The sequence below is a fragment of the Deltaproteobacteria bacterium PRO3 genome (assembly GCA_030263375.1).
In the GTDB taxonomy this organism is placed as follows: Bacteria; UBA10199; UBA10199; order DSSB01; family DSSB01; genus DSSB01.
The window spans coordinates 1-14,009 of record SZOV01000034.1; the positions used below are offsets into that span (position 1 = coordinate 1).

The following is a 14,009-nucleotide window of genomic DNA, read 5'->3' on the forward strand; positions in this document are numbered from 1 at the left end:
GCGAGATCGGCCTGGCCGGCGCGGACGGCCGCCTGCTCGACGCCGAAGAGACCCGCCTGGCCCAGGCCACCCTCGACAGCCATCCCCCGGCCCCGGTCCCGACCGCCCCGGCGCGCCCCAACCAGACCCAGGTCCTGCAAGGCATCCTGGCCTACGGCACGGCGCACGGTTGAGTTGTCTCGGAAAACCGAGCTAAAATAGGGTCTTACAAGACCCAAAAAGCTAGAAGCCCCGCATTGACAAATGTTATTACAATGTTATTTTGATCTTATTATGGCCCTCGTCAAAAAACTCAGCAAAATCGGCAACAGCTACGGCGTGATCCTGCCCTCGGACATCCTCGAGGTGGCCGGGCTTTCCAAGGATTCGGAAGTCGAAATCTCCGTCAAGGCTCGGCAGATTATCATCAAGCCCACCCGCCTCAAGGACCACAAGGTGCTCAAAACCTTCATGAAGGTCGTCGAGGACTACCAAGAAACCTTCCAAAAACTCGCGAAGTGATATGGTCGAATATCTGGAGCTCGAGCACATCCTGGCGATGCAGCGTGTGCTCATCGAAAAATTCGGCGGCATGCACGGCATTCGAGACCAAGGCCTTTTAGAATCCGCCATCGCGCAACCTCGCCAAAGCGCCTTTGGAGAGGACTTGTTCAAAGATCCCTTCGACAAGGCGGCGGCCTACGCCTTTTACCTCTCGGAAAACCAACCCTTCATCGACGGAAACAAACGCATCGCCACCGCCGCAGCCCTGACCTTTCTCCGCCTGAACGGATACCAAACCCTGTTCGGAGACGCCGAGCTCTATGCCACGATCATGAAGATGGCCAACAAGCAACTCACCCGCGAATCCCTTGCCGACTGGTTCCGACGTTCCTGTCGAAAAAAGGCCTCCAAGCAAAAATCCAAACGCAAGAAATAAACGAAATTTCCCGCCGACTCGGGGGCGCGAGGCCCTTTCGATCCGCGCTAATTGCAGGTCCAAGACCGCGAGTAGGTGACCTGGCCGCAGCGTTCGTTGGGACAATAACCCGTCGCACAGCAATCCGGACATTCCTGGGGGATGAGCATGGTCGTGCTCTTCACCTGGTAAGGGTAGCCGTTGCTGCGATACCAGCAGGTGACGGCGGTCGAGCAATTGTTGATCGCGTACATGAAGACCGGATAGCCCGGGATCGAGTATGGACAAGAAAGGTATTGCGGACACTCGACCCTCGCCGCTTCGAGAAAATCTTGCGCCGCTTCCTCTTCCAAGAAATCCCGCGCCCCGGCGGACGGAAGGGACGCCGACACGGCGACGAGCAGGAGCCACGCGAAAAGACATGTCTTGAATTTCATGGGACACCTCCTGTGGTTGAAAAAAGGTCCACGTTCAATGCTCCTGGGCGTAGGCCAAGACGGCGCTCAGGAAAAATCGGGCCTTTTCGGCGGCGCTCAGCACGCTCGCGCCCTTAAGGTCGTTCAAGGAGACATGGAGACAGTGAAGGTAGGCTCCCCACCCCTCCGCCCCGTCGATGCTGCACGGAATCTCCGGGAAGAGAACCCGCTCGGAGCGGCCCACGTGGTAGAGGCGGTTACGCACCCCGCCCGGCCAAAGGACTTCCAAGGTCCCGTGGGAGGCGCTCCCGAGGCCGAAGCCTAGCGTCAGACTGTGCTGCGAAACAAAGCTGGAGCCGCCCAAGACGGGGCTGATCGAAGTCTTGCCGCCATAGGGAGTGAAGGCGAACACGGCTCCGATGCCGTCGCGATTTACGGCGCCCCTCGGCGTAAGGGATTTGGAGCCCCGCGCGCGTACCTTCACCCAATGGTTTCCGTTACCGTCGCTCATCTCGACCGCCAGAGTCCCGTTTTCCACCACCAAACCGTTGTAGAGGAACTGGGCGGGCGGGATGTGGCGCGGGTCGGTGGGGTCGAAATTGGGATCGTTGGGAAACATGCGCGGAACGAAGAAGGCCGTGGCGTCCATCACCGAACCGTAGTTGGTGGAGGGGACCGCGACCGGGAAGGGGATGAAGAGGGCGTCGTCGGGCATGACGGCGCTCGCCACGGTCACCAGATCGAAGAAGCCGTCGTCGTCGAGGTCCCCGATCGCCAGGCCGATGTCGTTGCGTCGGGTATGCAGGCCCGGCTCGAAGGCGCTCAGGTCGTATTCGAAAATGTCGTAGGGGTCGCCGCCCGCGGGAGGGCCGACGTTCCGCAGCAGGGCCCCGGGATTGTCTCGGATGATCTGCACGTTGACGTCCAAACCGCCCTGGTAGACGACGTCCGTCCGTCCGTCGTTGTCGTAGTCGAAGGCCGCCGTCCCCCAACCGAAGACCGTGGCCTTGAGGCGGTCTCCGACGCTAGGATCCTCGAAGGCCACCGTCCCGTCGGGGGCCCGGACTCCGAAAAAGGGTCGCGTGCTTTGGTCGGGGATCTCGTAAGGACCCCAGAAGGGGAAGGCGTAGTCGCCGAAATTCGTTCCGAAAATATCCAAAACCCCGTTGTAGTCGAAGTCGGCGAAGGCGAGGCCCATCCAGGCACCCGCGCCGAAGGGGGCTCCGGTGCCGGCAAGGCCGATCTCGGGGCTGACGTCGTTGAAATTCCCGGCCCCGTCGTTCTCGAAGACGTGCAGGAAACCCCGGTCCACGAACTCCTCGCCGTCGTACTGGTCTCCGGGCGGCTCGTAGATCGCGCCGTACTTGGCGGGCGGCAAACCGCATTGGTCGTCGGCGAAGACCACGTCCAAGTCCCCGTCGAAGTCGTAATCGACCATGGCGACGGCCCAAGAGATGGTATGGGTTCCCTCGAGATCTGGGCGGTCGACCAGGGCTCCGGCCATGGGGTCCCAGCTTTTGAAGCCGCGGTTCCGGTAGATGCCGGAGCTCAGGGTCGCCTCGACAAATTGATTGTTTCCGCGGTTGAGGAACAGTTGATTGTGCGCGCCGTGCTCCGGACGAAAAAAGAAACAGGGCTCGAGGCTCTCGCGCGTCATGCCGTTGGCGATCGCCAGGTCCACCAAGCCGTCCCCGTCAACGTCGCCGAAGGATGCCGACATGTGAGGCCCCGAGTCCAGCCCCAGACCGGACAGGGCCGTCGCGTCCTCGAAAGTTCCGTCGCCCCGGTTCTTAAAAAAGCGGTTAGGCTGGTTCTCCCCAACCAACAATAGGTCCAAGTCGCCGTCGTTATCCGTGTCGGCATAGGCGACTCCCGAGGAAGCCATCTCCGGCGCCGCGACTCCGGCCGCCGCCGCGACGTCCTCGAAGCGAAGCTGCCCCTCCTCTCGGAGGAAATTTTTGAACAAGCTCTTCGCCGCGCCCGGACCGTTCGTGACGAAGATGTCCTCGTCGCCGTCGTTGTCGTAATCCAGGACCGCGACACCCGGCAACCGCGTCATGATGGGCGAATTGTGCAAGACGTCCTCGAGGAAGGTATAGGTCCCTCCCGGGTTTTGCACGGGGTCCGCTTTTTCGTACAGGGCCTGTGCGACGGCGTCGGCGGGACTCGGAACGCGGGAATATTCGATACCCAGTTCCGCCGCCCGGTCGATGAAAGAAATCCCTCCCGTCGCTCCCGCCTTGGGCGCGGCCGCGAGGGCCAGTGCGGCGCCGACCCCGCAGGCCGACGCGATAAGCTTCCTGTGATTTTTTTGAAAAAAGGTGTTCATTACCTCCCCCTTTCGCTTTGTCGAGCGGCCCCAGGGTAACAAGCGCGGGTCCGCCCCGTCGTCCATGGAATCCATGATTTTTTATGGGGCGCTTGCGGCGGATCCCGCCAAGGGCTATGCTGGTCCCAAAGCAATCCATCGAAAATCGACATCCAGCGGGGCGCACGATGGCCGGCGAGCACGAACGGGAAAAACTCATTTCTCAGGTCGTCCGCAGGACGGCGGAAACCCTCACCTTGGAGGAAGTAGGGCGGAACGTCCTTCCGCGCCTCGAGCGCCTCATGGGCGCCGGCACCTCTCTTCTCTACCACACCAGAAAAGAACGACCCCTCGCCCCCGTCGCGGGAGCGATCGCCGAGGGCCTGGACGAATACGCCGAGCGGTTCGTGACGGTCGATCCGCTCCAGCGCGTGATGAAGCGGAAAAATCCGAGTCTCCTGATCGGTACCCGCTGCCGCGAGTGGAAGGATTTCCGCGCCCACCGGGCGCTCGCCGAATTCTCGGACCGACAGGGCATCTCCTGGTTTTTCCACCTGCGGCTCAGCGACACCGGGCACATGGCGCCGGGTTTCGTGGGGATCGTTTGCGGCCGCTCGGCGCGGCGCGAAGACTTCGGGCGGGAGGAGATTCGGGCCGCCGCTGCCGTTTTGCCCGCCCTGAGATCGGCGGTGCGGCGTGCGGGCCGCGTCTCGCAGGCCTTGGCCGCGGCCGGCGTCGTCGAGTCGCTGCTGGAGCAGGTGCAAGGCAGGGCCTTGCTCGCCCTCGACCTCCGCGGCAAATTGCTGTGGATGTCCTCCCCGGCCGAGGGAATACTGGCTTCCCATCTCGGAGGACGACGCGCGCTGCCCGAGCCCCTGATCGCCGGCGCGCGGCGTCTGGGCTCCCTCGCCGCGGAAAACGCGCCGCCGACCGCGAATCCGATGCCCTTTTCCGTCGCGATCGACAGGGCGGAAGGCCCGCCGATCGAAGCGGAGCTTTTCCTGGCGCGTCGGCCTTCCGGCGAATACTTCGTGGCGGCCGACCTGGGGGGCGAACGTCTGCCGCCCGATTTGGCCGACCTGGCCCGGTGCCGCGGGCTCACCCGGGCCGAGACCGAGGTCCTTTCCGATCTCGCCCGGGGCCTCTCCAACGCCGAGATCGCTCGCCGTCGTTTCGTCTCCATCCCAACGATCGAGACGCATGTGACCCGCATCCTGCACAAGCTGGGTGCCCGCTCCAGGCTTCACGCGGCGGTCTTAGCCCTCAACTCCGGCCGCGGCCTCGAGCGCCCCTCGGGCACTCAGGAAAAATCCGGGCCCGTTTGACCCTAACACCGGCTCGAGCCCGAGGTTCGCCGACCGCCGCGCCCATAAAAAAAAGCCCCGTCCCGGCAAACCGGAACGGGGCTCTTAGTCATTACCTTAACGGACCCTCCGCCGACCTGCGCCGGCCTCGGCCCGTTTAAAGGAGGGAGAAAGCCTTAGGCGATCTTGCCTTGGATCAAGAAGGCGATGACCAGGGCGTAGATGACCAGCGACTCGATCAGCGCCAGGGCGATGATCATCGGGGTCTGCACCTTGCCGGCGGCGCCGGGGTTGCGGCCGATGCCCTCGAGGGCGGCGGCGGCGGCCTTCGACTGGCTGATCGCGCCGAAAGAGGCGGCGACGGCGATGGCCAGGGCGGCCGAGATCGCGTAGATGGCGTTGGTGCTGGTGCCGCCGCCGGCGGGCGCGGCCGCCGCATGCTCTTGGGCGAAGGCGGCGACGCTGACGAAGGCGGTGGCGAGGAAACCGGAAATCCCGGCGATGAGCTTCTTCATTTTTGTTTCTCCTGATGCAGGATCTTTCCTGCGTTGCGTTTCGGCCCCCGAGCTAATTCCCGAGGTGGACTAGACAGGCTGGGAAAATCCCGGCCTTCAGTGGTGATGCTCCTCGCCATGCGGCAGCGCCAAGGCGACGTAGATCGTCGACAAAAGCGAGAACACGAAGGCTTGGATGAAGGACACGAACAAGCCCAGGGCCAAAAAGATCACGGGCACCCCGAGGGGCACCAAATCCGAAAAAATTCCGAAGACCATGTGGTCGCCGGTGATATTGCCGAAGAGGCGCAGCCCCAGCGAGACGGGGCGCACGGCGATGCCGATCAGCTCGATGACCAGCATAAGCGGCGCAAGGAAGATGACGGGGCCGGCGAAGTGCTTGAGATAGTTGATCAGCCCGTTCTCCTTGATGCCGATGTAGTTGAAATAAAAGAAGACCACGAGGCCGCAGGCCAGGGTGGTGTTGATGTTGTCGGTCGGCGGCAGCAGGCCGGGGATCAAGCCCATCATGTTGTTCAGAAAAATGAAGATGAACAAGGTCCCGATCATCGGGAAATATTTCTTGGCATCGTGGCCCATGATGCCTTCCATCAGGCCGATCAGGCTCTCGGCAGCCACCTCGAAGATGTTCGGAACGCTGATCTTCGACCCGGGGACCAGGGCCGCCTCGGTGTTGCGCAGCTTGAAATAGACGATCACGCCCAGGAAGGTAAGGATCAGCGCCGCGAGCGCCGCATGGGCGATGTGAATATGATGATGTCCGACGTGGAGGTAGTACCCGATCCAGGAAAAATGATGCATGTCTTAACGCTCCTGCCTGAAAATGCCAAAAATCCCTTCGAGGGTGATCGCGACCACGACCGTCGACAGCCCCAGCAAGAAAGGTACCGGGGCCGGCTTCACCCACAGCATCAAGAAGGCCAAGGCCCCCATCACGCCGAAAAACTTGAGGAACACCTGGGCGACCAGTCGACCCTTCTTGGTCGTCTTGCCCCCCACCATCCCGGCCACGATGAGGCGAAACAGCCTCAAGTTGACCACCGTCAGGATGCCGCCCGCCAGGAAGCTGAGCACCTGGCGGAAATCCTCGGTGAAACCGAAGGCCGCGGTGCCCAGGACCACCAACAACAGGTTGTTGCGCTCGAGATGCCGAGCGGCCTCGGGGTTGGCCTCGACCGCTTCGGCCGGGGCGCCCGGATTCAAATCTTCCTTCATCGTCACCACCCGACCCGGACACCCTACCCGTCGGTGCGCCGCCGCTCGCGGCGGTTTTGGTTCCAATTCAAGATCTTGATAAGGTTGTAGAAACCGCCGACGGCCCCGACGATCAGGCCCGTCATGGTCAGCCAAGGGCCAGTGCCCCAGCGCTTGTCGGCATAGCCTCCGAGGAGCAATCCGCCCACCACCGAGGCCGCCAGCTGGAAGCCGACCCCGCCGTAGATGCCAAAGGCGATCAGGAAAGGGTCGCTCTGCTTGGGGCGCGGTCTTTTCAACGCCGCGCGTTGGTAACATAGCGGGTCAGACCGGTCAAGCCGGAAGGCAAAATTAGTTAACTGTATGATTTTTATGTATTTTTACCCCAATATCCCCATCCGAAAAATTTCCTTGGAGATCGCCAACTCCTAAGCTATACGAGGCCGACTTTTTTCCACCCCGCCGTCGCGCGGGAATCGATGAGGAGCCTATTCATGAAATTTTTTAAAGATTTAAAGGCCGCTCGGCCCTTGTTCGCACTCCTGGCCTTCTGCGCCCTGATCCTGGTTGGCGGTGCCGCCCACGCCAGCGAGGCGGAGCTCGTCCTCCCGGACTTGAGCTCGGTCAGCTTCCTGGGGGTCAACGGACACGACCTGCTCCTCTACGGACTCGGCATCTGCGGACTCGGCCTCGTCTTCGGTTTGGTCATCTACTCCCAAGTCAAGGGCCTTCCGGTCCACCAGTCCATGAAGGACATCTCCGAGCTGATCTACGAAACCTGCAAGACCTACCTGATCACCCAGGGCAAGTTCATCCTGCTCCTCGAGGTCTTCATCGGCATCATTATATGGGTCTATTTCTATAATCTGCGGCACTTCTCGATCGACAAGGTCGCGATGATCCTGGTGTTCAGCTTGATCGGCATCGCCGGCAGCTACGGAGTCGCCTGGTTCGGCATCCGCATCAACACCCTGGCCAACTCCCGCGCTGCCTTCGCCAGCCTCAAGGGCAAGCCCTTCCCGGTCTACGCCATTCCGCTGAAGGCCGGCATGAGCATCGGCATGTTGCTGATCGCCACCGAGCTGGTCATGATGCTCTGCATCCTGCTCTTCATCCCGGCCGACTACGCCGGGCCCTGCTTCATCGGTTTCGCGATCGGCGAGTCCTTGGCCGCCTCGGCGCTCCGCATCGCGGGCGGCATTTTCACCAAGATCGCCGACATCGGCTCCGACCTGATGAAGATCGTCTTCAACATCAAGGAAGACGACGCGCGCAACCCCGGCGTCATCGCGGACTGCACCGGCGACAACGCGGGCGACTCGGTCGGCCCCACGGCGGACGGCTTCGAGACCTACGGCGTCACCGGCGTCGCGCTGATCACCTTCATCCTCTTGGCGGTCCCCGAGGCTGTGACGCAGATCCAGCTCTTGGTCTGGATCTTCGCCATGCGCATCGTGATGATCCTGGCGAGCGGCATGTCCTACCTGCTCAACGAGGCCTACGCCAAGGCCCGCTTCGGCAACGCCGACAAGATGAACTTCGAATCGCCCCTCACCTCGCTGGTGTGGGTCACCTCCATCGTCTCGCTGGCCCTGACCTACGTCGTCTCCTACCTGCTGATCCCCGACCTGGGGGACGGAACCCTGTGGTGGAAGCTCTCGACGATCATCACCTGCGGCACCATCGCGGGCGCGCTCATCCCCGAGATGATCAAGATCTTCACCTCGACCGAGTCGGGCCACGTCCGCGAAGTCGTCACCGCCTCCCGCGAGGGCGGCGCCTCGCTCAACGTCCTCTCGGGCCTGATCGCGGGCAACTTCAGCGCTTACTGGATGGGCCTGGTCATCGTCGCCCTGATGGCCGCCGCCTACGGCGTCAGCGCCATGGGCATCGGCTCGCTGATGGCCGCCCCGGCGGTCTTCGCCTTCGGTCTGGTCGCCTTCGGCTTCCTGGGCATGGGACCGGTCACGATCGCGGTCGACTCCTACGGACCGGTCACCGACAACGCCCAATCGGTCTACGAGCTCTCGACCATCGAAAACCTCCCCAACATCAAGGAAGAGATCAAGCGGGACTACGGCTTCGACGTCAAGTTCGACAAGGCCAAGGACCTGCTCGAGGAAAACGACGGCGCCGGCAACACCTTCAAGGCCACCGCCAAGCCCGTGCTCATCGGCACCGCGGTGGTCGGCGCGGCGACCATGATCTTCTCGATCATCTTCCTGCTGACCGGCGGGCTCAAGACGGGCATCGAGAACCTCTCGCTCCTGCACCCGCCCTTCCTGCTGGGCCTGATCACCGGCGGCGCCATCATCTATTGGTTCACCGGCGCCTCCATGCAGGCGGTCTCCACCGGCGCCTACCGCGCGGTCGAGTTCATCAAGGCCAACATCAAGCTGGAAGGCAGCGAAAAAGCCTCGATCGCCGACAGCAAGAAGGTCGTCGCGATCTGCACCCAGTACGCGCAGAAGGGGATGTTCAACATCTTCCTGACGGTCTTCTTCAGCACCCTGGCCTTCGCCTGTATCGAACCTTTCTTCTTCGTCGGCTACCTGATCTCCATCGCGCTGTTCGGCCTCTATCAAGCCATCTTCATGGCCAACGCCGGCGGCGCCTGGGACAACGCGAAGAAGGTCGTCGAGGTCGAATTGAAGGAAAAGGGCTCGGCCCTGCACGCCGCGACCGTCGTCGGCGACACGGTCGGCGACCCCTTCAAGGACACCTCCTCGGTGGCGCTCAACCCGATCATCAAGTTCACCACGCTGTTCGGCCTCTTGGCCGTCGAGCTGGCGATCGAGCTGCCGCGCAACACCAGCGCCATCCTGGCGGGGGTCTTCTTCGTGCTCTCGACGATCTTCGTCATCCGCTCCTTCTACGGGATGCGGATCAAGTCGGGAGAAGCGGCGCACGCTTAATTGGCAATCTTGTTTTTCCGTGAAAAAGGCGGCCTGCGGGCCGCCTTTTTCGTTACTGCGCCAGCGTTTTCACCAGTTCGTGCAGGTGGTCGACCAACTTGGGCAGCTCTTTGCGGATCTGCTCGGCGTTGCGGTCGAGCAACTTGGCGGATTCCTTCTGCAGGCCTTTCAGCTGTCCCTCGAGCTTCTTCTTTTTCTCGGGCGTGAAGGAATCCCGGAAGGCCAGGACCTTGTCGAGGCCGCGGTTCATCGCGTCCAAGTATTCCTTGAGCTCGGGCCCCTCCAAGGAAGAACCCAGCAGCCGCAATTTGACGTAGATCTGGGCCAGGGTCTCGGCCTCCTCCAACAAGGTCGCGGAGGGTTTGGTCTCGGGCTCCGCGGCGCGAAGCGCCGCCGGCGAGGCTTGCAATGCGGTCCATAGGGTGAGAGACAGAAGCGCCAATTTCATAAAATTCCCCTTTTTCGCCTTTAACCGCCCGGACCCGGCTTGGGTCTAGGAAAGGCTCGGGTTCAAAAAAATAAGGATCCTATGCTCTCATTACGCCAAGTTTGTTTCAAAATAGCGGCCTTCATTGTACTGCTGGGCTGCGCCCCCGTCACCAAGATCTCCAGCTCCCAAAATCCCGGGATCCAGGGAAAGACCTTCCAAAAAGTCCTGGTCGAGGCCCGCGGCCCGCACCCCCAGGAAAACATCCAGTTGGAATGGGCCTTTCGCTCCCTCTTCGATCAGGTCCGCGTCCCGGTCGCCACCGCCACCCAATCCTTTTACGCCGAGGCCCTCGCCTCCGGCGTCGATCCCAAGGAGATCCTCCGCCGCCACGGCATCGACGGCCTCTTGCGGATCGAGGTGAAGAATATCCGCAAAGACACCATTTACCATCCGCCGACTTCGACCAACACCGAGGTGCGAAAACGCAAGGACGGCAGCACCTATGTCACCACCACCCAAAGCGGAGATTATACCGAACATGTCATGGTCCAAGATTACGGCTTGACCCTGCTGGACGCCGCCGATCTTAATCCGGTTTGGGTCGGATCCGCCAGCACCCGGGGGGATTTCAAGTCGCATAGCGAGAAATCCTTCCTGCAGTCCCTCGCCAAGCAGACGGCGAAGGATTTGGCCAAGGCTGGCCTGATTCGCCTCGGCGCCCCTTTGCCCAAGTAGCAATTTCTTAATAAACCACCGGTTCAGGGCCGGGCATATCGCACTCCGCAAAGGCTTCGAACTTGTCGCCAATTGTAGTATTCTTGCGCCATGAAAAGATTATCTCATTGGTTCTGTTTCGGACTCTCGCTCGTCCTGCTCTCGGCCTGCCCCAAACCCAAAGAAGGCGCCCAAACCCTGACCCTGCCCGACGGGGGTAAGATCGTCTACGAGACCAAGGGCTCCGGCGACGCCACCCTGCTCTTCATCCACTGCTGGTCCTGCAACCGCCGTTATTGGGACTCAGCCATGGCCGAGCTGTCCAAGAACTACCGGGTGGTCGCACTCGACCTGCGGGGCCACGGCGAGTCCGACCGCGGCCGGAAAGACCTGAAGGTCGCGGACTTGGCCCGGGACGTCGACGCGCTCATCAAACAGCTGAAATTGAATAATGTCGTGTTGGTCGGATCCTCGATGGGCGGGAGCATCTCGCTGGCGGCGGCCAAGGACAACCCCGGAACCGTGGTAGGCGTGGTCTGCGTCGACACCCTGCAAAACGTCGAGATGAAAACGCCTGAGGACTTGCGGGAAGGGTTCATCAAATCCCTGGAACAGGACTTTCGCGCCGGCCTGGCGAAGTTCATGCCGATGGTCTTCGCCAAGGACGCCGACCCCAAGCTGATCGCCTGGGCCGTCGAGCAGGCCTCGAAGACCGACCCGCAGGCCGCGGTCTCCCTCATCAAAGACCTCTTCTCGCTGGATTTGGCGTCCTGGATGTCGGCCGTCAAGGTCCCGATCCGCTGCCTCAATTCGGACTCGAGTCCGCCCTTGGGCCTCAAGACCTCGGTCGAGGTCAACCGCAAGTACGCAGACTTCGACGTCGTCGAGCTTCAGGGCTCGGGGCACCTGCCGCAGCTGGAGAGGCCCGAGGAATTCAACCGCAAGCTGCGCGAGACCGTCGAGGGCCTTGTGAAAAAATAAGCGGAGGATTTCGCCGGCTTGCGCCGCGCGTTGCCGCGGTTCTCAACTTTCAAAACCTTAGAACAAGAAAAATTTTCAGAACTTTTGACAGGCGGAGCCTGCGCGCCGATGATGCGCGGCCATGAAGATCCATCTCGTCAATCCCGCCTTTCCCGACACCTTCTGGGGCTTTCGCCATGTCCGCGAATACGGCTACCGCTACGCGATGGCCAACCTCGCCCTGCCCACCGTCGCGGCCCTCACGCCCCGCGAGCACGACGTAACGATCCGCGACGAGAACGTCGCACCGCTCGACTTCGACGTCGCGGCCGATCTCATCGGCATCACGGGATTCAACATCCAATCCGCCCGCATGTTCGAGATCGCGGCCGAGTTTCGGCGCCGCGGCAAGACGGTCGTGATGGGCGGACCCTATGCCTCGCTATGCCCCGAGGACTGCGCCCCGCACGTCGATCACCTGATCGTCGGCGAGGCGGAACGCATCTGGCCCCAATTTCTGGCCGATTTCGCCGCCGGCCGCGCCGAGCGACGCTATGTGGAGACCGAGAAGGTCGACTTAGCCCTCTCGCCGACGCCCCGTTGGGACCTGCTCGACTTCAAGCATTACGGCCGCATCCCCGTGCAGACGACGCGCGGATGCCCCTTCGACTGCGAATTTTGCGACGTCATCGTCTACCTGGGACGCAAGGTACGGCAGAAGAGTCCCGACCGGATCGCGGCGGAGCTGGAGGCCGTCTATCCCCACGTCCATGCCGCCGGTCGGGACTCCATTTTCTTCGCCGACGACAACTTCATCGGCAACAAGGCCCACGCGCGGGCCGTCTGCCGAAGGCTGATCGAGGTCAACCGCGGCTTTCCGCGCCCCCTGCGCTTCTCGACGCAGGTGACGATCAACCTGGCCCAGGACAAGGAGCTCCTCGAACTGATGGCGGAGGCGGGCTTCCACAGCGTCTTCATCGGGATCGAGACGCCCAAGACGGAGAACCTCCTCGAAGTCCACAAGGTGCAGAACACCCGGCGCGACCTGATCGCCGATATCAAGATGATTCAGTCCTACGGCATTTTCGTCTGGGCGGGGATGATCGTCGGCTTCGATCACGACGGGCCCGAGGCCTTCCGGGAGCAGCTCGATTTCATCAACGAGAGCGACATCCCGATCTCGATGACGGGCATGCTCAACGCCCCCGCCAACACGCCGCTCTGGCACCGCCTCCAGAAGGAGGGGCGCCTGTTAGAGGGCTACCAGTACCGGGACCAGGCGGACACGAACATCGTCCCGAAACTCCTTGGCAAGGAGGAGCTACGCGCCGGCTACGTGCGCCTGATGAACGATCTCTACTCCTACGAGAACTACGGCAAGCGCCTCTGCGGCACCCTAGCGGCGATCCGCCGGCCGCCGACGAAGCGCCGCAAGAAATTCTCCGCGCAGCACGCGGCCTACAATCTCCAACGGCTTTGGACACTTTTGCGATACTACCTCCTAACAGGTAGCCGCGAGCGGCGGCGATACTTCTTTCGGGTCTTGCGGCAAATCGCCAAAACCAACCCGGCTTACCTCAAGGAAGCCCTTTGGCACCTCGCACTGCATAAGCATTTTTACAGATATAGCCGAATCTTGGCGGAGAGACTCGACCTAGACCCCAATCATGCGCCATGGGCGATGCAAGAAGGGTTCGCCCGGGCGAAAGGAGCATGATTCGGAGTAACCGGACCACGATCGAGGGGCGGCCGACGCTCCCGAAGGACCGCGCCGAGACGAATCGTTTCCAAAAAAAATCCCGCCCGAGCGTTCGGGCGGGATTTTTTTCGCTTCAACGGAGACTTACTTCCCTTGGGCCGCGAGCTTCTCCTCCTCGGCAGCGAGGGCGTCGTATTGCTTCGCGGTCTCCAAGGCGCGCTCTTTCAGGATGGCGCAATGGGCCGCGAGGGAGTTTTCCATGCCCTTGTAGTGAACATGGCTCTTCTTGTAGTCGGCGTGCATATGTTCATGCTTCGCCGCCTTGTCGCGATAGGCCTGCGCCTGAGCCTTGTAAAACGCGGCCAGGCCCTTGTGATCGCCGGCGGCGATGGCCTTTTGCACGTCGAAGTCTTGCGCGGGCGCCGCGGCGGCCGGAGCGGCTGGGGCAGCCGCCGGTTTGTCCGCGGAGAGAGCAACCTTGGATCCCGCCACTAAGAATAATGACAAGATCGACAATCCGGAAATCATGAACTTCTTCATAGAGAACATCCTCCTAAATAGGTTGAGATTATGGGGTTTTTAACAAAAATCACGTCAAATGCAAGAATTAGAAACAGAATATTGTCGGTTCGAGACTCGCACTGCCTATTAATTAG

At 61.7% G+C, this 14,009-nt stretch carries 16 protein-coding genes; 8 read left to right on the forward strand and 8 right to left on the reverse strand.

The window, feature by feature from the left end:
* From FBR05_07095 to FBR05_07105, 3 genes are all read left to right on the forward strand, one after another.
* Positions 1-196, forward strand: a 196-nt coding sequence (locus tag FBR05_07095) for a response regulator (GenBank protein ID MDL1871956.1), incomplete at its 5' end; no start/stop codon positions are given.
* A 47-nt stretch (positions 197-243) separates the two neighbouring features.
* The gene (locus tag FBR05_07100) at positions 244-501 is read left to right on the forward strand and encodes an AbrB/MazE/SpoVT family DNA-binding domain-containing protein (GenBank protein ID MDL1871957.1); all 258 of its coding nucleotides are present in this window, start codon (positions 244-246) and stop codon (positions 499-501) included.
* Position 502: 1 nt separating this feature from the next.
* On the forward strand, positions 503-919 hold the full coding sequence (locus tag FBR05_07105; protein MDL1871958.1) for a type II toxin-antitoxin system death-on-curing family toxin: 417 nt from the start codon (positions 503-505) through the stop codon (positions 917-919).
* Between the two features lie 47 nt (positions 920-966).
* Here the strand turns inward: FBR05_07105 and FBR05_07110 are convergent, their stop codons facing one another.
* Together FBR05_07110 and FBR05_07115 are read right to left on the reverse strand one after the other, a co-directional pair.
* Positions 967-1,335, reverse strand: a complete 369-nt coding sequence (locus tag FBR05_07110) for a hypothetical protein (GenBank protein ID MDL1871959.1) — start codon at positions 1,333-1,335, stop codon at positions 967-969.
* Positions 1,336-1,369: 34 nt separating this feature from the next.
* A complete protein-coding gene (locus tag FBR05_07115; GenBank protein MDL1871960.1) occupies positions 1,370-3,718 on the reverse strand; it encodes a CRTAC1 family protein in 2,349 nt (782 codons plus the stop codon).
* 713 nt (positions 3,719-4,431) lie between these two features.
* Between FBR05_07115 and FBR05_07120 the strand changes: the two genes are divergently transcribed.
* On the forward strand, positions 4,432-4,947 hold the full coding sequence (locus tag FBR05_07120) for a helix-turn-helix transcriptional regulator (protein ID MDL1871961.1): 516 nt from the start codon (positions 4,432-4,434) through the stop codon (positions 4,945-4,947).
* A 155-nt stretch (positions 4,948-5,102) separates the two neighbouring features.
* On the opposite strand, the gene FBR05_07125 is transcribed toward FBR05_07120, so the two are convergent.
* The 4 genes from FBR05_07125 to FBR05_07140 form a co-directional block, all read right to left on the reverse strand.
* The gene (locus FBR05_07125) at positions 5,103-5,441 is read right to left on the reverse strand and encodes an ATP synthase F0 subunit C (GenBank protein ID MDL1871962.1); all 339 of its coding nucleotides are present in this window, start codon (positions 5,439-5,441) and stop codon (positions 5,103-5,105) included.
* Positions 5,442-5,537: 96 nt separating this feature from the next.
* Entirely contained in the window at positions 5,538-6,242 is a 705-nt protein-coding gene (gene atpB / locus FBR05_07130; GenBank protein MDL1871963.1) for a F0F1 ATP synthase subunit A, read from the reverse strand.
* 3 nt (positions 6,243-6,245) lie between these two features.
* Positions 6,246-6,656: an ATP synthase subunit I gene (locus FBR05_07135; protein MDL1871964.1), complete on the reverse strand. Its 411-nt coding sequence runs from the start codon at positions 6,654-6,656 to the stop codon at positions 6,246-6,248.
* 23 nt (positions 6,657-6,679) lie between these two features.
* On the reverse strand, positions 6,680-7,009 hold the full coding sequence (locus FBR05_07140; protein MDL1871965.1) for an AtpZ/AtpI family protein: 330 nt from the start codon (positions 7,007-7,009) through the stop codon (positions 6,680-6,682).
* 120 nt (positions 7,010-7,129) lie between these two features.
* Between FBR05_07140 and FBR05_07145 the strand changes: the two genes are divergently transcribed.
* On the forward strand, positions 7,130-9,550 hold the full coding sequence (locus FBR05_07145) for a sodium-translocating pyrophosphatase (GenBank protein ID MDL1871966.1): 2,421 nt from the start codon (positions 7,130-7,132) through the stop codon (positions 9,548-9,550).
* A 52-nt stretch (positions 9,551-9,602) separates the two neighbouring features.
* On the opposite strand, the gene FBR05_07150 is transcribed toward FBR05_07145, so the two are convergent.
* Entirely contained in the window at positions 9,603-9,998 is a 396-nt protein-coding gene (locus tag FBR05_07150; protein MDL1871967.1) for a hypothetical protein, read from the reverse strand.
* An 81-nt stretch (positions 9,999-10,079) separates the two neighbouring features.
* On the opposite strand from FBR05_07150, the gene FBR05_07155 reads away from it, so the two are divergent.
* The 3 genes from FBR05_07155 to FBR05_07165 all read left to right on the forward strand — a co-directional run bounded on the left by FBR05_07155 (position 10,080) and on the right by FBR05_07165 (position 13,371).
* A complete protein-coding gene (locus tag FBR05_07155) occupies positions 10,080-10,715 on the forward strand; it encodes a hypothetical protein (GenBank protein ID MDL1871968.1) in 636 nt (211 codons plus the stop codon).
* 90 nt (positions 10,716-10,805) lie between these two features.
* Entirely contained in the window at positions 10,806-11,675 is an 870-nt protein-coding gene (locus tag FBR05_07160) for an alpha/beta hydrolase (protein MDL1871969.1), read from the forward strand.
* A 121-nt stretch (positions 11,676-11,796) separates the two neighbouring features.
* Complete coding sequence (locus FBR05_07165; GenBank protein ID MDL1871970.1) at positions 11,797-13,371, forward strand: DUF4070 domain-containing protein; 1,575 nt, start codon at positions 11,797-11,799, stop codon at positions 13,369-13,371.
* 126 nt (positions 13,372-13,497) lie between these two features.
* Here FBR05_07165 and FBR05_07170 read toward each other — a convergent pair whose 3' ends face one another.
* On the reverse strand, positions 13,498-13,893 hold the full coding sequence (locus FBR05_07170; protein ID MDL1871971.1) for a hypothetical protein: 396 nt from the start codon (positions 13,891-13,893) through the stop codon (positions 13,498-13,500).
* Positions 13,894-14,009: the final 116 nt, after the last annotated feature.